19 protein-coding genes and 1 riboswitch are annotated in these 21,072 nt (G+C 72.3%); of the genes, 12 read left to right on the top strand and 7 right to left on the bottom strand.

Annotated elements, in window-relative coordinates; all coding sequences use genetic code 11:
• Positions 1 to 25 precede the first annotated feature (25 nt).
• On the top strand, positions 26 to 1,207 hold the full coding sequence (locus tag ACFS27_RS12320; RefSeq protein ID WP_377183322.1) for a T6SS immunity protein Tdi1 domain-containing protein: 1,182 nt from the start codon (positions 26 to 28) through the stop codon (positions 1,205 to 1,207).
• Here ACFS27_RS12320 and ACFS27_RS12315 read toward each other — a convergent pair.
• Positions 1,173 to 1,829: a DUF222 domain-containing protein gene (locus ACFS27_RS12315; protein ID WP_377183319.1), complete on the bottom strand. Its 657-nt coding sequence runs from the start codon at positions 1,827 to 1,829 to the stop codon at positions 1,173 to 1,175. The two genes, ACFS27_RS12320 and ACFS27_RS12315, sit on opposite strands and share 35 nt — an antisense overlap.
• 77 nt (positions 1,830 to 1,906) lie before the next feature.
• Here ACFS27_RS12315 and ACFS27_RS12310 point away from each other — a divergent pair, with 77 nt between their 5' ends.
• Together ACFS27_RS12310 and ACFS27_RS12305 are read left to right on the top strand one after the other, a co-directional pair.
• Positions 1,907 to 2,785, top strand: coding sequence for a DUF2599 domain-containing protein (locus ACFS27_RS12310; protein WP_377183317.1), 879 nt, complete (start codon positions 1,907 to 1,909; stop codon positions 2,783 to 2,785).
• Positions 2,786 to 3,067: 282 nt separating this feature from the next.
• Positions 3,068 to 3,367: a hypothetical protein gene (locus ACFS27_RS12305; protein ID WP_377183315.1), complete on the top strand. Its 300-nt coding sequence runs from the start codon at positions 3,068 to 3,070 to the stop codon at positions 3,365 to 3,367.
• 9 nt (positions 3,368 to 3,376) lie between these two features.
• Here the strand turns inward: ACFS27_RS12305 and ACFS27_RS12300 are convergent, their stop codons facing one another.
• Both ACFS27_RS12300 and ACFS27_RS12295 read right to left on the bottom strand, forming a co-directional pair.
• Positions 3,377 to 5,494, bottom strand: coding sequence for an acyl-CoA dehydrogenase family protein (locus ACFS27_RS12300; RefSeq protein ID WP_377183313.1), 2,118 nt, complete (start codon positions 5,492 to 5,494; stop codon positions 3,377 to 3,379).
• Between the two features lie 60 nt (positions 5,495 to 5,554).
• On the bottom strand, positions 5,555 to 6,295 hold the full coding sequence (locus ACFS27_RS12295; RefSeq protein WP_377183311.1) for a TetR/AcrR family transcriptional regulator: 741 nt from the start codon (positions 6,293 to 6,295) through the stop codon (positions 5,555 to 5,557).
• A 197-nt stretch (positions 6,296 to 6,492) separates the two neighbouring features.
• Between ACFS27_RS12295 and ACFS27_RS12290 the strand changes: the two genes are divergently transcribed.
• The 3 genes from ACFS27_RS12290 (at position 6,493) to ACFS27_RS12280 (ending at position 10,267) form a co-directional block, all read left to right on the top strand.
• Entirely contained in the window at positions 6,493 to 7,815 is a 1,323-nt protein-coding gene (locus ACFS27_RS12290; protein ID WP_377183309.1) for an acetyl-CoA C-acetyltransferase, read from the top strand.
• A gap of 143 nt (positions 7,816 to 7,958) precedes the next feature.
• Positions 7,959 to 9,308: a 3-oxoacyl-ACP reductase gene (locus tag ACFS27_RS12285; protein WP_377183307.1), complete on the top strand. Its 1,350-nt coding sequence runs from the start codon at positions 7,959 to 7,961 to the stop codon at positions 9,306 to 9,308.
• Positions 9,305 to 10,267 carry a MaoC/PaaZ C-terminal domain-containing protein gene (locus ACFS27_RS12280; RefSeq protein WP_377183305.1) on the top strand — a complete coding sequence of 321 codons (963 nt, stop codon included), beginning with the start codon at positions 9,305 to 9,307 and terminating at the stop codon, positions 10,265 to 10,267. Before ACFS27_RS12285 ends, ACFS27_RS12280 begins: the two co-directional genes overlap by 4 nt.
• 125 nt (positions 10,268 to 10,392) lie before the next feature.
• On the opposite strand, the gene ACFS27_RS12275 is transcribed toward ACFS27_RS12280, so the two are convergent.
• Positions 10,393 to 11,256 (bottom strand): alpha/beta hydrolase family protein, encoded by an 864-nt coding sequence (locus ACFS27_RS12275; RefSeq protein WP_377183303.1) that lies wholly within the window; start codon positions 11,254 to 11,256, stop codon positions 10,393 to 10,395.
• Between the two features lie 65 nt (positions 11,257 to 11,321).
• Between ACFS27_RS12275 and ACFS27_RS12270 the strand changes: the two genes are divergently transcribed.
• Both ACFS27_RS12270 and ACFS27_RS12265 read left to right on the top strand, forming a co-directional pair.
• On the top strand, positions 11,322 to 12,323 hold the full coding sequence (locus tag ACFS27_RS12270; protein ID WP_377183301.1) for a helix-turn-helix domain-containing protein: 1,002 nt from the start codon (positions 11,322 to 11,324) through the stop codon (positions 12,321 to 12,323).
• 28 nt (positions 12,324 to 12,351) lie between these two features.
• On the top strand, positions 12,352 to 13,245 hold the full coding sequence (locus ACFS27_RS12265) for an LLM class flavin-dependent oxidoreductase (protein ID WP_377183299.1): 894 nt from the start codon (positions 12,352 to 12,354) through the stop codon (positions 13,243 to 13,245).
• 122 nt (positions 13,246 to 13,367) lie between these two features.
• Here ACFS27_RS12265 and ACFS27_RS12260 read toward each other — a convergent pair whose 3' ends face one another.
• The gene (locus tag ACFS27_RS12260) at positions 13,368 to 14,270 is read right to left on the bottom strand and encodes a mechanosensitive ion channel family protein (protein ID WP_377183297.1); all 903 of its coding nucleotides are present in this window, start codon (positions 14,268 to 14,270) and stop codon (positions 13,368 to 13,370) included.
• Positions 14,271 to 14,448: 178 nt separating this feature from the next.
• On the opposite strand from ACFS27_RS12260, the gene ACFS27_RS12255 reads away from it, so the two are divergent.
• Together ACFS27_RS12255 and ACFS27_RS12250 are read left to right on the top strand one after the other, a co-directional pair.
• A complete protein-coding gene (locus tag ACFS27_RS12255; protein ID WP_377183295.1) occupies positions 14,449 to 15,954 on the top strand; it encodes an amidase in 1,506 nt (501 codons plus the stop codon).
• A gap of 142 nt (positions 15,955 to 16,096) precedes the next feature.
• On the top strand, positions 16,097 to 16,693 hold the full coding sequence (locus ACFS27_RS12250) for a hypothetical protein (protein ID WP_377183293.1): 597 nt from the start codon (positions 16,097 to 16,099) through the stop codon (positions 16,691 to 16,693).
• 4 nt (positions 16,694 to 16,697) lie between these two features.
• On the opposite strand, the gene ACFS27_RS12245 is transcribed toward ACFS27_RS12250, so the two are convergent.
• Positions 16,698 to 18,134, bottom strand: a complete 1,437-nt coding sequence (locus tag ACFS27_RS12245; protein WP_377183291.1) for an aminotransferase class V-fold PLP-dependent enzyme — start codon at positions 18,132 to 18,134, stop codon at positions 16,698 to 16,700.
• Between the two features lie 30 nt (positions 18,135 to 18,164).
• A riboswitch (SAM riboswitch) is annotated at positions 18,165 to 18,277 on the bottom strand.
• 136 nt (positions 18,278 to 18,413) lie between these two features.
• Between ACFS27_RS12245 and ACFS27_RS12240 the strand changes: the two genes are divergently transcribed.
• Both ACFS27_RS12240 and ACFS27_RS12235 read left to right on the top strand, forming a co-directional pair.
• Positions 18,414 to 18,863 carry a MarR family transcriptional regulator gene (locus ACFS27_RS12240; RefSeq protein WP_377183289.1) on the top strand — a complete coding sequence of 150 codons (450 nt, stop codon included), beginning with the start codon at positions 18,414 to 18,416 and terminating at the stop codon, positions 18,861 to 18,863.
• The gene (locus tag ACFS27_RS12235; RefSeq protein ID WP_377183287.1) at positions 18,860 to 20,074 is read left to right on the top strand and encodes a glycosyltransferase; all 1,215 of its coding nucleotides are present in this window, start codon (positions 18,860 to 18,862) and stop codon (positions 20,072 to 20,074) included. The genes ACFS27_RS12240 and ACFS27_RS12235 overlap by 4 nt, the downstream gene beginning before the upstream one ends.
• A gap of 21 nt (positions 20,075 to 20,095) precedes the next feature.
• Here the strand turns inward: ACFS27_RS12235 and ACFS27_RS12230 are convergent, their stop codons facing one another.
• A complete protein-coding gene (locus ACFS27_RS12230; protein WP_377183285.1) occupies positions 20,096 to 20,863 on the bottom strand; it encodes a phosphotransferase enzyme family protein in 768 nt (255 codons plus the stop codon).
• Positions 20,864 to 21,072 lie beyond the last annotated feature (209 nt).

Genomic DNA, 21,072 nt, shown 5'->3' with positions numbered 1-21,072 from the left:
TACCCGATAGTGGTTTCATTCGGACATGAAGCTGCTTCGAACTTTTCCGAAGGTTTCCTTCGAGTTCGGGCTCGCCTCATGGCAGTGGCTGGGGCTCAGCGAGCAGAATCCGCGCTTCGCTACCTGTTTCGGCGACATCTTCCTCGAGTCGCTGGACGGATGGTGGTTCCTGGACACTGTCGAGGGCACGCTCGAGCTGCGCTGGACCTCCGCGGTCACCATGTACACCGAGCTGGAGTCCGCAGAAGGCCGCGCCACCTACCTGATGGACGACCTGGTCCGCGACGCCCGGAGCCGTGGCATCCACCTCGGCGAGGACGAGGTCTACACCTTCAACCCGCACCCCGCCCTCGGCGGTGAGCTGGGGGTGGACGGCCTCAGCGCCATGCGCTTCGAGCTCGCGGTCAACTGGGTGGGCCAGATGCACGACCAGGTGCTCCACAGCCCCGGCGAGATCAGCCTCCCGCCGATGCCCGATGACGGTCGCCGCGCACCGGCACGCCAGGTCACGGCGGCCTGGGATGCTGCGTGGGCGGACGACGAGACCTTCGACGTGCCGTTCGAGCAGTACCTGGCCACCACCACCTTCGCAGCCGTCTCCGCGCCGAAGGAGCACAACGACCACGGCTACCCGCCGCCCGCGCCGCCGCACGACGAACCGGCCGAGCCGGACCACGTCCCGTACGCCGCACAGCGGTATCGCACCCCGAGGCACGGCGTCGCGAGCTACGACGCTCCCGCCGGCCCGGAGCAACCCGTCCCGACGCCGCCCTGGCCGGGACAGGACCGGTCCGCCTCGCTCTGGTCCGGGCAGACGCCCGGCCAGACCGACGCAGCGCAGCCGTGGCCGGCGACGAGCCACGCCCCCGAGCCCGTGGCGCCACCCGAGGGCTACGACACGTCGTTCGACCCGCCCTACCCAGCGCTCCCCGAGCAGACTGCGCCGGGTGTGGCCGATCAGCAGCCCGCCGTGCCGTACGACCGACAGGACTGGCTCCCGTCCAGCAGCGCCCCGGGTGCCGCCATCCCGGCCGAGCAGACCCACGGCCTGCCGGGCTGGGGCAGCCCGGCCTGGGGCAGTCCGACGTGGGGCAGCCCGGCCTGGGGCGGCCAGGCGCCGGCGGTCGCGGCGGGCGGCAGCCCGCACCAGGCGGGTCGCACCGACGACCCGTTCACCGCGTGGGACGACCTGTGGGGGAAGCGCTGAGCTGCTGACGCCTCGCGGACGCCGCCTGACGGACGACCGGAACGCCCGTCGGCCGTTCCGGACGCAGCCGACGCTCGCGCTCCGTACGCGCGACCAGGCTCAGCTCGCCAGGGGTCGTGGTGCGCGCACGCTTGAGCAGACGGGTCTCCAGCGCCACCCGGTTGCCCCGCCGCAGGCCGTCGGTGTAGCCGAGGATCGTCTGCGCGTGCGCGTGGGTGATGTGCCCGCCACGCAGCGCCGCAAGCGTCCGCGGATGCTCGTGCACCAGCGCACGGGACTCCTCGATGAGCGCGACCGCCGCTCCCTCCGGTACCCGCAGTGCTTTGGCCAGCTGCTCGACGAGCTCTGGCGCCAGCCCCGTGAGATCGTCCGCCTCTGCCTCGGGGGTGTCGAACAGCTCGGGCCGGCCGGCCACCCATTCCCGGACCGATTCCATGAGCACCGCACGCGACGCCGCGAGCGAGGCAAGGAGCGCGTCGACCGCCGCAACGGCGTCGACCGCCTCCGTGAGATTCGCGAAACCGCTCGCGAACCCGGACTCGCGCGGTGCGGCTGCACCACGCGCGGACTGGCCCGGCACGTTGGCGGGACCCTGTGTCACCAGCTCCATGTTCGAACGCATGTTCTAAACATAGGGGCTGTCGCCGACACGCGCCACCCAACACTCCGCTCCGCACGCCCGCCCCGCACAATGGGGCTGTGCCGATCCGACGCGCCGCTACGGCGCCCCTCGCCGCGTGCGCCGCACTGGCGGTGCTCCTCACCGTGAGCGGCTGCGGCCTGGCCGACAGGGCCACGAGAGCGGACGACCCGAGCCAGGAGCCCACGCCCACCGCAGGACGGTCGTCGGCTGCCCCGGAGCAGTCGGAGCCGTCGGCCGCCGGTCGGCCCGAGCTGCGCACCAGCACGGTCACGCTCGACGAGGTCGTCCTCCGCGTCGACTCGCGAGAGGCCGCCGTCGTCGCGGCGGACGTCGACGTCCCGGGCCTGCGAACGGTCACGCTCAGCCTTGCCCCCGGCGGGTCGGCGGACCTGACGCTCACGTCGCCGGGCACGCTCGACGTCGACCCGGACGGCAGCATCGCCGTGCTCGACGACGGCGGTACGCCCGTCGCGGCGATCGGCCCGCCCGCGCCGCCGTCGGACGCAGAGGACGATGCGCCCCGCATCGAGGTCAGCGACACCGACGCCACCCACGCCCGGGTGGAGGTGGACGACCGGGTCCGGTCGGCGCAAGGGTCGGGATCCGGCGGGAAGGCGGCCCCGGCCGGGCCGGTCGAGGTCACGTTCGTGGTCGGCACGCACGCGATCGAGAGCACGACCTGGGGGGAGAACGAGGGCGGACGCTCGCTCGCCGTCGACCCGACGGACTGGGTGCGACACGCGGGCGAGGCGGGGCTCGACCTGATCCGCGCCCAGCTCGTGGCCGCGGAGCCGGAAGCGGACAGCGACACCATGGAGCACCAGCTCGTGTGCCACGCGGTCGGTGCGCCCGACAAGAACACGTGGAACCTCGAGCCCTGGCGGCCCGACGTCGGACTGATCCTCACCGCCGGTGCGCACTGCAACCCGGTGTGAGACCAGCTCGTCCCGAGCCACCACGACCCGAGCCGTGACCGAGTCGTGACCATCAGCGGTGCGATTCAAGGTGCGAGGCCGCGCCGGTTGGGGTTTCCTGGAAGCGACGGCGGGGCAGGCTCGCCACACAAACTGATGAGCCCCAGCTCAGCCGGACCTCAGCTCATGGCGTCGTGCGCACCCAGAACGCACGCCCGCCATCCGCGGGTGCCCAGCTTCCACGGGAGTTCCCCCTGGGGTCAGGCATAGCTCCTCGGAGATACCTTGGCAGGGAGGCTCCTGATGACCCGTGTACTTGTTCTTGGATCCATCATCGCCGTCGGTTGCGGCGCACTGCTCGGATTCACAGTGGCTTACCAGCTCCTACCACTCACCGTGCTCGCCGTCCTCCTCGGACTGGCGGGCATTTTTCTTGTCGTGCGGGCAACCCCTGAACCGGTGGCGGAGCCAGGCGCGCCCGTGACGCTCGGTGGACCGCTCGCACGTCCCGTCGAGAACGAGGAGTCTGCCGACGAGCCCGTACCGGCTCCCGTGCAGCAGCTCCCCGTCCCCGTCGTCGCCGCGGTGCCCGACGCCGCGTGACCGGTGCCGTCAGGCCGACTTCGCCTGCTGCTTGCGCAGCTCCTTCTCGCTGACCGGTGCCGTACCGCTCGCGCGGAGCTCGCGGTAGTAGGCGCGCGCCTCGTCCTGGCGCACCTTCTCCGAGCCGTCGGCGATCGGGGCACGCAGGTGCTCCTGGCTGAAGCCCCAGCCGTCGACGACGTCGAGCACGTCCGGGCGCAGCTCCTTGAGGAGCTGGTCGATCGTCGACGCGACGGCCTTCGCGCGCCCTGCCGAGATGCGGCCGTTGGTCAGGTGCCAGTCGAGGTGACGCTCGATGGTGGTGAGGCCGTAGATGTCGCGGAGCAGGGTCAGCATCTTGCGCGTACCGGCGTGGGGCATCGTGCCGATGGCCTTCGTGAACGCGTCCCAGCGCACCAGCTCTGCCCACGCCGCCGCGGACCCGATGAGGCGCACCTGGTTGTCGTCGAAGATCTCCTGCGCACGGATCGAGTCCGCCTTGAGCGCCGGGCGCATGCCCAGCGCGGTGGCCGCGACCATGCCCTCGTAGCGGCCGGCGATCAGCTCACGCTGCACGTCGGCGTCCAGCAGCCGACCCGCTGCGCGCGTGCCGGCGCCGTCGGCCACCGTCTGGCCGAGCCGCTTCAGCGGGATCCTGTGCAGCAGAGCGTCCTTTGCCTGCTCCGCGACGATGCCCGCGACGCCGGCGGGGGACTTGGCCGCCCGGGCCATCTTCTTCCCGTAGTCACCCACCAGGCGCTTGGCCGCGAGCTGCAGGAGCACGTGGTTGTCGCCCTCGAACGTCGCGTAGACGTCGAGGTCCGCGCGCAGGCCGGTGAAGCGGTTCTCCGCGAGGAAGCCGGCGCCGCCGCACGCCTCCCTGCACTCCTGCAGGGTGTCGAGCGAGTACCAGGTGGAGGTCGCCTTGAGGGCTGCCGCCGTCGTCTCGAGGTCCTCGCGCATGGCCGGGGTGTCCTCGCGGCCCGAGAACACCGCGTCGAACAGGTCGAGCAGCTCGTCGTGCGCGAAGTGCATCGCGTACGCCTCCGCGATGCGGGGGAAAAGGCGGCGGCGGTGCGTCGCGTAGTCGAGCAGCGTCAGCTCGTCGGCACCGGCGGCCGGCGAGAACTGGCGCCGCTGCTCGGCGTACTTCGTAGCGATCGCGAGGCCGATCTTCGCGGCGGTGATCGCCGCGCCGTCGAGCGAGACCCGGCCCTGGACCAGGGCGCCCAGCATGGTGAAGAAGCGGCGGCCCGGGCTGTCGATCGAGGAGGTGTAGGTGCCGTCCGGCGCCACCTGGCCGTAGCGGGCGAGGAGGTCCTGTCGCGGCACGCGCACGTCCGTGAAGTGCAGCTTGCCGTTGTCGATGCCGTTCAGGCCGCCCTTCTGACCGTCGTCCTCGCCACCGATACCCGGCAGGAACTCCATGGTCTCCGGGTCGCGGATCGGCACGTAGAAGCAGTGCACGCCGTGGTCGACGCCGTTGGTGATGAGCTGCGCGAACACCGTCGCGGCCACGCCGTGGCGCGCCGCGTTGCCGAGGTACTGCTTCCACGCCCCGCGGAACGGGGTGTTGATGACGAACTCCTCGGTGTCCGGGTCGTACGTCGCGGTCGTGCCGATGGAGGCGACGTCCGAGCCGTGCCCCGTCTCGGTCATCGCGAACGCGCCAGGGACGCTCAGGTCCATCGCCCCGGGGAGCAGGCGGTCCTGCTGCTCCTCTGTGCCGAGGTGGAGGATCGCTGCACCGAACAGACCCCACTGCACGCCTGCCTTGATCTGCAGCGACGGGTCGGCGGCGACGAGCTCCTCGAAGCCCACCAGGTTGGCGCCGCCTGCCTGGCCGCCGCCCCCGAGCCGCTCGGGGAAGGCCCGCAGGACCTGGCCGAAGGGCACCATCTGCCGCATCTGGGCGAGAGCGATCTCGCGGTGCTCCTCCTTGGTGATCCCCTCCTGCTTCCAGAGCTCGGGGTGCGCCGCCACCATGCGGCGCGCCTCTGCGCGCTCCTCCGACCAGCGGCCGAGCAGCATCTGCTGCAGAGCGGGTACGTCCACACGGCTGCCCGACGTCGGACGGGGCGCCACGGGCTGTGGCACAGCGCCCTCGGTGGCCGTGGAAGTGGTCACGGGCTCGGAGGTGGTCGTCATCGGTTCTCCTCGGTGTTCGGCCGGTGGGCCAGGTGCTGGGTGTCGGGAGGGTGGGTCAGGTCAGGCGGTCACGGACGCGGAGCCGGGGCGGTTGTGGTGCAGTACGCCGACCGGTCCGGTCCAGAGCCAGAGCGTCACGCGCTCGGTCAGCTCCTCACGGGTGAGGGGTCTGGCCTCGGTGTTGCGGTGGCCGAGCCACCACTCGCCGGAGCCGCGCACGAAGCCAACGGCACCGGCAGCCCAGGCGGCGGCGTCGGCCTGCGGCACGTCGGTGGCTCGCGCGAACGGCTCGGCGACGAGCTCGATCACCGAGTCGAGGTACGCACCGAGCGGGTGCAGGTCCACGGGTGTGGTCGGCACGGCGGCGTCGGTGGTGTCCTCAGCGGCCGTGACCCGCCGGCCACGACGGCCGCTCTCGATCGGGGCGGGCTCGTTGCCGCCGATGGCGGTCCGGGTGACGAACCAGTACACGTTGGGCGAGCTCTCGATCATCTCGAGGTAGACCCGCACCATCTCGCGCAATGCCATCTCAGGGCTGTCCGCGCGCTGCGCGGCGGCGCGCAGCGCGTCGTGCATCTGCATCACCACGGTCTCCGCGACGGCGAGCCGCAGGCCCGCCTTGTCGTCGAAGTACCGGTAGACGATGGACTTGGACGTACCGGCCGCAGCGGCGATCTCGTCCATCGAGACCGCAGGCCCAAGGCGGTGCACGGCCTTGCGCGCCGCACGGACGAGCTCTGCCCGACGGGCGGTGCGGTGGTCGTCCCAGCGGGTCGAACGACCGTCGACTCCGATGCTCATCGCTCCGCCTCCCCACCTTGACTCGCTAGAGGTCTTGTGATTCGTCTCACGAGACTGAGAGTATCAGGTACTGTGAGTCCTGGGCACCACCCCGGGGCGATCCGGGCCGCCGCCCTTGTCGGCCTCGAGAGGTCAGCCTCGAGAGGCTCGACCGACGAAGCCACCTGCCCGACGACGAAGTGAGAAGGAACAGCGACGTGTCCACTACACCCTCCCCCGTCCCGTCCACGCGCGAGGCCGTCATCATCGGCGGCAACCGCATCCCGTTCTCCCGCGCCGGCAAGAAGTACGTCCGGACCAGCAACCAGGACATGTTCACCACAGCGCTGGAGGGCCTCGTCGCCCGGTTCGGCCTGCAGGGCGAACGCCTGGGCGAGGTAGCGGGCGGCGCGGTGCTCAAGCACAGCAAGAACTTCAACCTGATCCGCGAGTCGGTGCTCGGCTCCTCCCTCGCGCCCACCACCCCTGCCTACGACGTGCAGCAGGCCTGCGCAACGGGCCTCGAGGCCGCCATCGCGGTGACCAACAAGATCAAGCTGGGCCAGATCGAGTCCGCGATCGCCGGCGGCACGGACACCGTGTCGGACGCGCCGATCGTCGTCAGCGACCGGCTGCGCGCCGCCCTGCTCGAGCTCAACCATGCGAAGACGACCGGCGCGAAGCTCAAGGCGCTGTCGGCGATCCGACCCAAGGACCTGGCCCCGGTAGCGCCCGGCACCGGTGAGCCGCGCACCCACCTCTCCATGGGCGAGCACCAGGCGATCACCACTGCCAAGTGGGGCATCTCGCGCGAGGCCCAGGACGAGATCGCGTACAACTCGCACCAGAACCTCGCCCGCGCCTGGGAGTCCGGCTTCTTCGACGACCTGGTCACCCCGTTCAAGGGCCTGACCCGCGACGACAACCTGCGCCCCGACACGTCGCTGGAGAAGCTCGCGAAGCTCAAGCCGGTCTTCGGCGCAGGGCTCGGTCAGCCGGCCACGATGACGGCGGGCAACTCCACGCCGCTGACCGACGGCGCCTCCGCCGTCCTGTTCTCCTCCCGCGCCTGGGCCGAGGAGCGCGACCTGCCGGTCCTCGCGAAGTTCGTGGACGCCGAGACGGCGGCCGTCGACTTCGTGCACGGCCACGAAGGGCTGCTCATGGCACCGGCCGCCGCGGTGCCGCGGCTGCTGGCCCGCAACGACCTCACCCTCGACGACATCGACTTCTTCGAGATCCACGAGGCGTTCGCCTCGACCGTGCTGACCACGCTCGCGGCGTGGGAGGACGAGGAGTACTGCCGCACCGAGCTCGGGCTCGACGGCGCGCTCGGCAAGATCGACCGCAGCAGGCTCAACGTGAACGGCTCCTCGCTCGCCGCCGGCCACCCGTTCGCCGCGACCGGCGGGCGAATCATCGCGACCGCCGCGAAGCTGGTGGCGGCGAAGGCAGCGGAGACCGGCCGTCCGGCACGGGCGCTGATCTCGGTCTGCGCCGCCGGTGGCTTGGGTGCCGTCGCCGTCGTCGAGTCCGCCTGAGCCCAGAGCGCAACGGAGGGTGAGGGCCGAGGAACGAGGCACTCGCCCGCAGTGCAGCGCCGGGCTCAGGCGGCAGAAGATGGAGCCTGAGCCCAGAGCGCAACGGAACGACCGACACCCTCCCCCAGATCGGAAGGAAATCCGTGGCTGACAACTACACCAGGTTCGTGAACGGCGAGCTCGGGAAGAAGCTGGCGAAGCAGCTCAACCTCCCCCGGCCGGCAGTACTGCGCCGCTACGCCCCTGGCGCACCGCTGACGGTGGGCCCCGTGCTCGTCGTGTCCGACGACGCCTCGGCCAACGACGCGGACGCGCTCGCCAAGGCCCTCCTCGCCTGGGACGTCGACGTGCGCCGTTCCGCCGACGGCGCCGGTGACGTCCGCTGGGGCGGCGTCGTGCTGGTGGGCACGGCAGCAGAGGCCCCGGAGGCAGTCTCGGCTGCCGTGCTGGCGCTCGGCGGCACGCTGCGCAAGCTCGCCGGCAACGGCCGCGTCGTCGTCGTCTCCCGTGCGCCGGCGGACGGCGACGCACCCGCACTCGCCGCGACCCGGGCCGGCTTCGAGGGCTTCACGCGCTCGCTCGGCAAGGAGCTGCGGGGCGGCGCCACGGCGAACGGCGTGCAGCTGACCGGTGGTGCGGCCGTCGACTCGGCCTCCGCGCTGGGCACGCTGCGCTTCTTCCTGTCCGCGAAGTCGGCGTACGTCGACGGCCAGGTACTGCCCGTCGGCCCGTCGGACCCCCTGGGCGACGTCGACTGGCAGCAGCCGCTCGCCGGCAAGGTCGCCGTCGTGACCGGTGCCGCGCGCGGCATCGGTGCGGCGATCGCGCGCACCCTCGCCAGGGACGGAGCCAAGGTCGTGGTCGTGGACGTGCCCGCCGCCGGCGAGTCGCTGGCCGCCGTCGCGAACGAGGTCAAGGGCACGGCCGTGCAGCTCGACGTGACGGCCGACGACGCCGGCACCAAGATCCTCGAGGCCACCAGGCATCTGGGCGGGATCGACGTCCTGGTGCACAACGCGGGCATCCTGCGGGACAAGCTGCTCGCGAACATGAAGCCCGCCCAGTGGGACTCCGTCATCGCGGTGAACCTCGCCGCCCAGCTGCGCATCAACGAGCAGCTGCTGGCCGCGGGGGTCGAGGGGCTGCGCATCGTGTCGCTGGCCTCGACGTCGGGTATCGCCGGCAACAAGGGCCAGACCAACTACGCGTACTCGAAGTCCGGCGTGATCGGCCACACGGCCGCCACCGCGCCGCTCGTGGCGGAGCTGGGGGGCACCGCGAACGCGGTGGCGCCAGGCTTCATCGAGACCGAGATGACCAGGTCGATCCCGTTCGCCACGCGCGAGGTGGCGCGGCGGGTCATCCCGTCGCTCCAGCAGGGCGGGCTGCCGCTCGACGTCGCCGAGGCGATCGCGTTCCTCTCGTCACCGGTGGCGAAGGGCGTGAACGGGCAGGTCCTTCGCGTCTGCGGGCAGTCGATGGTGGGCAAGTGACGGGAAGCGCACTGACCAAGGCGGGAGCACCGGCGTCGTACGGCGTGACCGAGCTGGCCCGGCTGCCGAGGCTCGGCGGGCTGTTCGCCAAGGGCACCGCCGGCTCCGTCGGCAAGCGGCCGAAGGGCGCCGTCCGGTTGCCGGAGGTCGCCTATCAGGTGGCGGACGTCGACACCTCTGGCGAGGCGGCGCACCTGGCGGCGTACCTCCGTCTGCTGGGTGAGCCGGCGTCAGAGGTGCTGCCCGCCGGATTCCTGCACGTGCTCGCGTTCCCTGTGGCAACGGCGGTGATGGTGCGCGGGGACTTCCCGCTGCCGCTGCTGGGCATGGTGCACCTGAAGAACACGGCGCGCGTGCTCCGGCCGGTGCGGCTGGGCGAGACCCTTGAGATACGGGCCTGGGCGCAGGACGCCCGTGCGCACCGCCGCGGGGTCCAGGTGGACCTCGTCGTGGAGGTGCTGGGCGGCGGCGAGCTCGTCTACCGGGGAGTGTCGACATACCTCGCCAAGGGCTTCACGGCGCCCGACGGCGGTGCGCCCGCCGTCGACACCCCGCGCACGGAGTGGACGGCTCCCCTGCCGACCGCACGCTGGCGGCTCGGTGGCGGGACGGGACGGGCCTACGGCGCGGTGTCGGGCGACCAGAACCCGATCCACACGTCGGGCCTCGGCGCCAAGGCGTTCGGGTACCCGAGGGCGATCGCGCACGGCATGTACACCGCGGCGCGCGCGCTCGCCGAGGTGGGTCCGGCCCGCCGGGGCGAGCGGTACGAGTGGACCGTCGAGTTCTTCAGGCCGGTGCTGCTGCCGGGGACGGTCGACGTGGCGATCCGCTACGCGCCGGAGGTGGTCTCGCCAGGCTCGACCAACGGTGGCGGGTCGACCAGCGGGTTCGTGTACGAAGGCTGGCGGTCCGGCAAGGACACCCGCCACTTCCGGGGCACGGTCACGCCCCTCTGACGCCCCTCTGAGGCCCCGGCGTCCGGCATGGACACGCCTATGCCTGCGGGGTGTGTCGCTCTGCGTAGATCATGTCTACGCAGAGCAACACACCCCGCAGACGTGTACTCACCCTCGGCGGCGTCCTACCTCGCGGGGGTGGCGGTGGCCAGGCGGGGGAGCAGGAGCTGCTCCCAGAGGATCGCGCGCTTCGGGCGGAAGAAGCCTGAGTGCCCGATGCGGGCGAGGCCGTGGTCGGCGGCGCGCATCTCGACGAGCTCGACGTCCGCGTTCGGGAACTCCTTGCTCCAGTACCGGATGGACTCCGGGGAGATCAGCTCGTCGTCGGCGGTCCAGAACGCCGTGACCGGCGTCTGCACCTTCGCGAAGCGGTCCCGCAGCTCGGGGTGCTCGCTGAACAGGTAGTCCCGGTGCAGGCACCAGCGTCCCCACTGCCGCATGACACCGCCCGGCAGGTCGTCCAGGATCCGGAGCCTGCGGCCCGGGTAGTAGCCGACGGCGGCGATCGCCACTGGCGCGATGGCCCGCCACAGGAGCGGCGACCAGCGCTTGATCATCGGCGCGGCCTTGCCCCGCCACCCGGTCCCTGAGGCCACCATGACGCAGGCGTCCACCCCGACGTCGGACAGGAAGCCCAGGCTCTGGCCGCCGAACGAGTGGCCCACCCAGCTGAGAGGGACGCCGAGGACGTCCGCCCGCGCGCGGGCGTGACCGGCAGCCACCTCGGCGTCGTGGTACCAGTCCAGGGCGGTCGCTGCGGAGTCCCGCATCGGGCCGTACAGCTCGGGCTCCGAGCCGCGGTACGAGAAGGTGAGCACCGCGAGGCCACGGTCCGCCAGCCAGGCCGCGAGGTGTCGGTAGAACCGCATGGGCATGGCCATCGCCGGCGCGATCGCCACGACGCCCACCGGCTCACCCTCCGGCAGGAACCAGCGGCCCGCGACGGGTTCGCCGTTCTCGGCGGGGAAGCTCACGTCCTCGGTGGTCACGTGCCGGAGGCTATCAATCACGTATCCTCGCCAGCGCTGCCAACCTCATCCTGCGGGAGGAAGCCATGCTCGGTGACGTGCTCGGCCTGACGAAGGCGCAGTCGCTCGCGTACCGCGACCTGGTGGCGTCACCGTCCCTCGACGCGGCGGAGCTGGGCCGCCGGCTCGGGTGCGATCCCGGCGATGCGCTGGACGTGCTCCGCGCGCTGGAGAGCCACGGCCTCGCGGCCCGGCAGAGCGCCGACGACTCCCGCTTCCAGGCCGCTCCCCCCGAGATCGCGCTCGGGGCGCTGCTCGCGCGGCGCAAGGACGAGATCCGCGCCGCACAGGTCGAGCTGATCGAGCTCGAGGAAGAGTTCAGGCGCTCGTCCGCGCTGCGGCCGGCCACCGACGTCGTCGACGTGGTGCGCGGCGCCGACGCGGTGAAGCACCGCATCATGCAGCTGCAGCTCGGCGCGCGCGAGACGGTCGAGTCGTTCACCAAGCCGCCGGTGTTCGTGATGCCCGCCGACGAGAACACCGCGGAGGACCAGGCCGTCGCCCGTGGCGTGCGGTACCGCGTCGTCGTGGACCGCGTGTTCCTCGACACGGGCGTGCTGCGGGTGGACGACGTCGCGGAAGCCATCGAGAACGGCGAGGACGTGCGGTTCTCCGAGCGGGTGCCGATCAAGCTGTTCATCATCGACCACAGGCTCGCCTTCGTGCCGATCCAGACCGTCGTCGAGGTGGGTACCGAGGGCTCCGACCTGGCGCCCGACCTGGTGGGTGCGCTGATCATCCATCCGTCCGGGCTGCTGGACGCCCTGATCGCCCTGTTCGAGAGCGTGTGGCGCGACGCGACCCCGTTCGCCCGGCCGGGCGAACGGTCCGGCGCGTCCGACCTCGACCAGGAGGACAGCCGGATCCTCGCGCTCATGCTGGCCGGTCTCACGGACCAGTCGGTGGCGAACCAGCTCGGGCTCTCCCTGCGCACCGTGCAGCGCCGCGTCAAGGTGCTGATGGGCGTGGCCGGGGTATCGACCCGCATCCAGCTGGGCTGGCACGCTGCCCGTAAGGGCTGGATCTGACGGCCCACTCCGTGGCAGCGTGAGCGCCATGACCAGCCTGGCGTGCATCCTCCGCCCCTCGACTCCACCGTCACGCATCATCCCGCTCGCTCGCGCCGTCGAGGCAGCGGGGATCGACGAGATCTGGCTCTGGGAGGACTGCTTCCAGACCGGCGGCATCTCCACCGCGAGCGCGATCTTGTCCGCCACCGACCGGGTCCGCGTGGGGATCGGTGTCCTCCCGACACCCCTGCGCAACGTCGCCCTCACCGCCATGGAGATCGCGACGGTCGACGGGATGTTCCCGGGCCGGCTCGTCCCGGGCATCGGGCACGGCGTGCAGCCATGGATGGCGCAGGTGGGCGCCAAGGCGGCATCACCGCTGACGCTCATGCGGGAGTACTCGGCCGCGTTGCGCACGCTGCTCGCCGGGGAGCGCGTGACGACGTCGGGCCGGTACGTGTCCCTCGACGACGTCGCGCTCGACTGGCCGCCCGCACGGCCCGTACCGGTACCGGTCGCCGCCACGGGGCCGAAGTCGCTGCGTCTGGCGGGCGAGGTCGGCGACGGTGTGGTGCTCGAGGGTTCCGTCGGCCTGCCCGGGCTGCCTGCCGTGCTCGAGCGGCTCGCCGAGGGCCGTTCGGCCGCCGGCCGCGACGAGGTGAGCTTCCCCGTGATCCAGTTCGTGTCGGGCGGCACCGGCCCTGACGCCGTCGCGCGCCTGCGGGCCGAGCTCACCGCCTGGGGCACTGACGTGGCCGACGACGCGGCTCTCGCGCAGTACGCCCTGTGGGGCGACGCGGAGGCGATCGCCGACGGCGTACGCCGATACGGCGCGGCCGGCGTGGACACCGTGGCGCTCCAGCCGACGGAGGACGACCCCGACCTGGAGCGGCTCATCGGCGTGCTGGGCGCGGCCAAGGAACTGCTCCGCACGGCTTAGCCGGCCCTGTTCCGAGCCACCGGCCCACCGACCCACCGGCCCGGAGGCACAGCGCGACGCCGGGGTCGCACCGCCTCGTCGGCGGTGCGGCCCCGGCGTCGTTCGTGCGGCCGGTCAGGCGGTCAGATGTCGCGCGGCGGCGGCGCGAACGAACCCGACGCGCCCGGGTCGGTGCGGGGCACGGTCCCCGGGGCGGTGCCAGGCTCCGCGACGGGGGTGGCAGCGGCGCCCCCGCCCGACGAGAAGTTGCCGAGCATGCTCTCGACACGTGGCCGCATGGGCCCGATCAGCGCACCGCCGACACCCACGATCAGAATTCCGGCCAGAGTGGCCAGGAATGCCACGAGGACGGGCATTGTCACGGTGGTGCCGATGCCGATCTGGTTCACGGCGGCGATAATACCCAGCGCGATGATGAAGAAGGACACCGACTTCGCGAGCAGAGGACCGTAGGAAGCCCGGCCCATGGAGTTCAGGAGAAGGTCCTTCACCGCATTCGCGATGGCGCCTGCGATCACGACGATTACGATCGCGACAACCAGCTTCGGCAGCCACGCCACGATGTCGTTGACGATCGCGCTCACCGGGTTGGTGGGACCGAACGCGCTCAGCGCGAGCTGAAGTGCGATGAGCAGGATGAAGTAGTAGATGATCTTCGTGAGCAGCGCGATCGGCTCGATACCCGAACCTGCGAGGAGCCGGTTGGCGCCCGCCTTCTCGAGGACCTTGTTGAAGCCGACACGCGTCAGGATCATCCCAACGAACCGGGCGATCGCCTTGGCGATGAAGTACCCGATGAGGAAAACGATCAGGAACACGAGGAGCTTCGGGATGAAGCTCGCGACCGCGCCAAGAGCGTTCGTGAGCGGCGCCAACCAGTCAACCTGGATCGGCACAACAAGACCTGCATTGAGGAATGGCATAGTTCTCTCCCCCTTCGAGACTTTTCTCGTCACCTCTGCTGCGCCACGGTGGCGCAGCACAAAGGTGCCAGCACTCCACGAACATATGCCGGAGAAGCGCATTCTGCGCGGCGTGGCATTGCTTCTTGAGCGCACCATTAGCCAGAGAAGGCGCATATGTGCAGGTCAGGTAGCCGGGCGCGGGTTGTCTTGTTCGTGAATCAGGATGGATCCGCTGTAGAGCGGGTGAGACATAAGCGGCATTTCCCTGGACTGGCAACCGACCGCCTAGCCTGGCCGGATGGATGCCCTGCATGAGCGGACCGCCGTCGAGCTCCGCGACCTCCTCGCCGCCGGAGAGCTCTCGCCCGCCGAGGTCACCGACCATTTCCTCGACCGGGTCGAGCGGCTCAACGGTGCCGTCGGCGCCTTCGCCACCGTCACCCCTGAGCGCGCGCGCGAACGCGCGGCAGCCCTCGGGCGGGACGGGGGCGGCGCGGAGGGCGCTCCCCCTGCGGGCAGCCTCTGGGGCCTGCCGACGGGCGACAAGGACCTGTGGAACCGTGCGGGCGTGCCGACCGGATTCGGATCGCGCGCGTTCGCGGACCTGCCGCCCGCGCAGGAGAGCGACGAGATAGTCGAGATCCTCGACGCCGCCGGCATCGTCAGCCTCGGCAAGACGGCAGCGCCCGAGCTGGGCTTCCCCGCCTACACCGAGCCCGTCGGCGCCCCGCCGGCCCGCACGCCGTGGGACCTGACTCGTGGTGCGGGAGGGTCGAGCGGCGGCGCGGCCGCGGCGGTGGCGGCAGGCATGCTGCCGTTCGCCCCCGGGTCCGACGGCGGCGGCTCGGTCCGCATCCCCGCCGCCGCCTGCGGGGTGGTCGGTCTCAAGCCGACGCGCGGGCTCCTGCCCGCGGGCAGCGGCGTCGACTCGCTGGGCGGGCTCGTCGTGAACGGGCCGATCGCGCGTACCGTCGCCGACACGGCCCTCCTCCTCGAGGCGATGCTCCCGAGGCGGGCCGGTGGCGGCGTCGCGCACCCGTTCTCGCTGCGCGCGCCGTCCTACGCGGCGGGCGCCTACCTGGCGGCAGCACAGAGCGCCACGCTGCCCGACCGGCGGACGGGCGAGCGCGGGCCGGACGGCGGCACGGCGCGAATCGGGGTGACCACCATGTCGGCGTGGGACGAGTTCTACGCCATCACCGTGTCGCCGGAAGCCAGGGCCGGGCTCGACGTGGGGGTACGGGCGCTGGCCGGGCTGGGGCACTCGATGGACGAGATGGAGCTGGCCGCTGCGCCCGAGTACGCACCGGCGTTCCGGACCCTGTGGATGGGCGGCGCGTCGGCGGTACCGATCGACGACCCCGAGACGCTCGGCAAGCTGGAGCCGCTGACCCAGTGGCTGATCCGGTCGGGCCGCGCCGTGCCCGCGCGGCAGCTCGCCGAGGCGGTCCGCACGCTCAACGGCTACGAGCGCTCGCTCGTCGCCCAGGTCAGCGTGTACGACGCGGTCGTGACGCCGGCGCTCGCGCTCACCCCCCGGCCCATCGGCTGGTACGACGCCGACGACCCTGAGCGGAACTTCGAGCAGCAGTGCCAGTACACGCCGTTCACCTCGATGCTCAACGTCGCGGGACTGCCTGCGATCACCGTGCCGACCCACTGGACCGAGCCGACCGCGGACGCCCCCGCCGGGCTGCCGATGGGCGTGCAGATCATCGGCAGGCCGGGCGGGGAGCTCACCCTGCTGGCCCTCGCGGCCCAGCTGGAGGCTGCTCTGCCGCGTCGGCGCGCCTTCCCCCTCTGACGTGCCGGACCCTCGGGGCACGCGGGCGACCCGAGGATCTGGCACCTCGTTCGGCCAGGGCCGAAAGTCACGGAACGTCCCTGGGGCCCGTGGTTTTATACCCTTCGGGGGTACGGAATCACGAGGCGAGAGGAGCGGGACGATGACCGAGGTGTTCGAGACGGCAGCTCCAGCCCGGCCGAGCCGGTGGACCGGCACCTGGCCCACCAACGCGGCCTGGATCGTGCTCGGAGCCCTCACGGGTTTCGGGCTCCTGGTCGGCGCCACGGCGGCCACCGGCGGGACGTGGCGCGACGCCGTCGCCGAGGACCCGACGACGGCGGTCGGTGTCGCCGCGCTCTGCTACCTGGCCGCCGCGGCGACCGGCATCCGCTGGACGGGATGGCTCCTGGCCCTCCTGGCGTCCGCGATCCCGGTCGTGTCCGAGCTCGTCGACACGCCGCGCTGGATCGGGTTCGCCCTCGTCGGCGTCGTGCTGGCCGGCCTGGGACTGGCCCGCGGCAAGCGGTCCACCTGGCCTCAGGCCGCCGCGATGGTCGGCTACTTCGGTGTCGCGGCCGTCGCGCTGTACCTGGAGCCCCGCGTGGGCCTCGCCCTGGCCGGCCTCGCCCTGGCCGCACACGCGGGATGGGACCTCGTGCACTACCGCCGCGACATCGTGGTCAACCGCTCGCTGGCCCTGTGGTGCATCGGGCTCGACCTGACGCTGGGCGGTATCTGCGTGACGCTCGCGCTGTGACGGGTCAGTCCTCGTCCGGAAGGCAGCCGAAGTCCTCGTCGAAGCCCAGGGCCGCGGTCGCCAGGAGCCCCGCGAGGCCGGAGCCCTCCGGGACGGGGCGCGGGTCGTCCGTCACCACCCAGAGCCCGTCGACGACGTCGTATCCCGCCTGCGGGCCGTCCGCCACCAGGCGGCCGACGGCGGCGACGAGCCGCTCGACCTCCTCACCGGCGGTGCCGACGCCGACCGAGGCGCGCACCGCTCCGGCGTCGAACCCGAGGCGGCCGAGCAGCGGGTGCGCGCAGAAGCGGCCGTCGCGCACACCGATCCCGTGCTCCGCGGACAGGTACGCGGCCACGAGACCGGGGTCGTAGCCCGCCACGGTGAAGGTCACGACGCCCACGGGGTCGACGGCGTCCGCCCACACCCGCACCACCTCGACGCGCTCGATCGCCTCGAGCCCGGACACGAGCCGACGCCGGAGCGCGTTCTCGTGCGCCACGACGTCGGCGGCGTCGAGCGCCGCGAGCTCCTCGCACGCCGCGGCGAGCGCCACGGCGCCGATCACGTTGGGCGAGCCGGCCTCGTGGCGGGCGGGCCCCTCGTGCCAGTCGGTGCCTGCGACGCGCACCCGCCGCACGGCGCCGCCGCCCGCGAGGTAGGGCGTGCCTGCGTCGAGCCAGTCGCGACGGCCCACCAGCACGCCCGCGCCGAACGGGGCATACGTCTTGTGCCCGGAGAAGGCGAGGTAGTCGACGCCCGTCGACTCGAGGGAGATGCGCCGGTGCGGTACGAGCTGGGCGCCGTCGAGCACCACGCGGACGCCGAACTCGTGGGCGACGGCGACGATCTCGTCGACGGGGAGCGACTCCCCCGTCACGTTGGAGGCGCCGGTGAGGGCGAGGAGCGCGAACTGCCGGTGCGCGGCGGCGGCCGCCAGCTCCTCGCGGATCTGGGCGAGCGTCTCGGCAACCGTTGCGCCGCCGGTCAGCACGGTCGCGTCCGTGCCGCGCTGCCACGGCAGCAGGTTGGCGTGATGCTCGACGTCGAGCACCAGCACCCGGCCGGGCTCGCCGTCGGGCTGCGCGGGGACGCAGCCGGCGAGGAGGTTCAGCGAGTCGGTGGTGTTGCGGGTGACGATCGTCAGGTCGTCCTCCCTGGCACCGACGAAGGCCCCGATGGTGCGCCGCGCCGTCTCGTAGAGCGCGGTGCTGACCTGGGAGAGGTAGCCCGCGCCGCGGTGGACGCTCGCGTACAGGGGGAGCACCTGGGTGACCCGGTCCGCCACGGCCTGCAGCGCAGGGGCTGATGCGGCCACGTCGAGGTTGGCGTAGGAGACCCTGGTCCCGTCCACGAGCGGCACGAACGTCCCACCGCCGACCACGGGGCGCAGCGGGGCCAGGCCGGCCACCGTGACCTCGTCAGTGCGGGCGGTGGCGGTAAGGGTGGTGGTTGCAGACATGGCGTCCTCCAGCACGTCCTGGGGGAGGTTCCCCCGCGCTTGCCGCGCGCGGGTGCGCGCAGCCAGGTCGTCACCCGGGGCACCCCGCCGCGGAGGAGGGTTGCCGGCCAGCGAGCCGGGGCTTGACGCTGGCGCTCATGACCTGGGCGCCATCCTGGGCTGTGGCACAAACCCTGTCAACGCGCGTCTCAAATACTGGTCCCACCATCTGATCACCGGTGGGCCCCACAAATGTTCCAAACGTTCGGAACGAACCGAACAATGCGATAGCCTGTTCGCATGAGCGCCGTCGAGGACTTCACCGAGGAAGCAGGGCTGTTCTACGAGCGGCTCGGCCTGAGCCGCACCGCCGGCCGCGTCATCGGGCACCTGCTCGCGTCAGACGACGACGACGGCGCCGACGCACCGGAACTGTGCGAACGGCTCGCCGTCGCCAAGAGCAGCATGAGCGTGGCACTGCGCCAGCTCGACCAGGCAGGCATGGTCGAGCGATTCCGGCGTCGGGGCGAGCGACGCGACCGGTACCGGCTCACGGAGGACGTCTTCGGCAGGGCGTTCCGCGCCAAGATGGCCGAGTTCGACGCCTTCCAGCAGCTCGCAGCGCGCGGCCTCGCCGCAGTGGGCGACGACCCGCGGCGGCGCAGGCGCCTGGAGAACATGCGTGACATGTACGCCTTCATGGCGGACCGGTTCCCCGCGCTCCTGGACGAGTGGGAGGCCTCGCGATGAGGGTTCTCCTGGTCACGATGGGCAGCCGGGGCGACGTCGAGCCGTTCGCTGCGCTCGCCGTGGAGCTCGCCCGGTCGGGCCACGAGCCCCTGCTGGCCGCGCCACGCCGCCTGACCGAGGACGCAGCGGCCAGCGGGCTCCCGGTAGCGCCGCTCGACGACGGCATCTTCGCCCTGCAGGAGGAGGTCGCGGGGAAGGGCGCACGGGCATCGATCACCGCGGCCCGGTCGGCGCTGCCGCTGCTCCGCCGCTGGCTCGACGACCTGGCCACCCTGCGGGACAGCGACGCCGACGTCGTGGTCTACGCGCCCAAGTCGCTGGGGGCGCCCCACCTCGCGGACCTGCTCGGCGTGCCGTCGGTCGCCGCGCTGCCCGTCCCGCTGTTCAGCCCGACGGCGCGGTTCCCGTCCCCGCTCAGCCCGGTCCGGCCGCCACGGTTCCTCAACCGGGCGAGCTGGCGGTTGGCCGGGGCCGTCGAAGCGCCGTACCGGCGTCTGGTCCGGTCCTGGCGGTCCGAGACCCTCGGCCTGTCCGGCCCGACGCCGGGGCTCACCGAGCGCGTGGCCCACGACGGTGTCCTGCACGCGTGGAGCCCGCACCTGCTGCCCGCGCCCGACGACTGGCCGGCCGAGCTCGCACCCATCGGCTTCTGGAGCCTGCCGCCGGACGAGGGCCGGGCTCTGCCAGCGGCCCTCGACCAGTTCCTCGATGCCGGCGATCCGCCCGTGTACGTCGGGTTCGGCAGCATGCTCGCCAAGGACCCGGAAGCCTTCACCCGAGCAGTGCTCGACGGACTGCACGCCTCGGGACGGCGCGCGGTCCTTGCGACGGGCTGGGGTGCGCTCCGCCCCACGCGCGTACCGGAGACCGTCCACGTGCTCGACCAGGCCCCGCACGGCCTCTTGCTGCCCCGCACGGCCGTCGCCGTGCACCACGGCGGTGTCGGCACCGTGGCAGCGGCCGTCCGGGCCGGGGTGCCGCAGGTGGTCAGGCCGTTCCTCGGCGACCAGCCGTTCTGGGCGCGCCGCGTGCACGAGCTCGGGATCGCCGCGGCTCCGCTGACCGGCAGGCTCACCGCCGACCGGCTGGCTGCGGCGATCGACGACGCGGCGACCAGGGCGGACGCGGCACGGGAGCTGGCCGCCCTGGTGAGCGCAGAGGACGGTGCCGCCGCCGCGGTCGCGCGGATCGAACGGGTCGCCGGGGCCTGACCTGCGGTCCGGGCAACCTGGTCAGGGCTGCTCGGCGGCCTCGACGAGCGCGGCGATCCGCTGTGCGTCCGCGCGGTAGAGGGCGACGTGCTCGCGCAGCTCGGCCGGGCCGCCGTCGTCGGCGCGCACCTCGGTCCAGCCGGCCAGGTCGTGCAGCTTGCCGACCATCGCGCCCAGCACCTCGGCGCGCGAGAACGCGTACCCGTACGCGGAGGTCAGCGCGTCGAGGCGCGCCATCGGATCCAGGTGCCCGACGTCGTAGCCGACCCCGGCGAACGCGTCGCCCGACAGCGGCGCGATCCGGTACGCGAGGTAGGCCAGGTCCCTGACCCGAGGGCCCGGCGAAGCGGTGTCGAGGTCGATGAGGCCCGCGAGCCTGCCTGCGCGGAAGACCATGTTGTAAGGCGCCGCGTCGTTGTGGCAGATCACCTCGGCCGGCTCGGTCGCGGGGAGACGCCACCGGGCGTCCGACGGGGTGAATCCCGCGGTGGCGTCGTGGAACCGCCGCAGGAGACGCCCAGCCTCCCCCAGGACCTCCGGTGACCAGAGCCAGGCCGGGGCGGGCCAGCCGGGCACATCTCCCTGGAGGTACGAGACGATCTCCCTGCCCTGCCCATCGAGGCCGAGGGGCTCGGGGACCTCGGTCAGGCCCCTGGCCCGCACATGGGCGAGCAGGCGCTGGACGGTCGGCGTCCAGGGACCGGCCTCGCGATGCACCGTGTTCCCGATCCGCACGACGCCGGTGGTGTTGCCGCCCGTCAGCTCCTGCTCGTCCACAGCATTGTCCACAGCTTTATCCACAGACTTGTCCACAGGCATGTCCATCCCGAGACCCTAGCTCCGACCAGCGAGCGAGACGGCATCCCACCCATCGGACGTCGTGTCGTACGATCACGAACGACCATCCCGAGCGGCCGAGTGACGTGGCACGACGAAGCCGCAGCAACCCAGCGCCCCCGCCGCTGCCAACCTGGCAGGGCGAGGACGGACGAGGGTGC

It is taken from the genome of Promicromonospora vindobonensis (assembly GCF_042685865.1).
Taxonomy (GTDB): domain Bacteria; phylum Actinomycetota; class Actinomycetes; order Actinomycetales; family Cellulomonadaceae; genus Promicromonospora; species Promicromonospora vindobonensis.
Note: the sequence above shows the minus strand (reverse complement) of the source record. Positions and strands in the feature narration are given on the sequence as shown.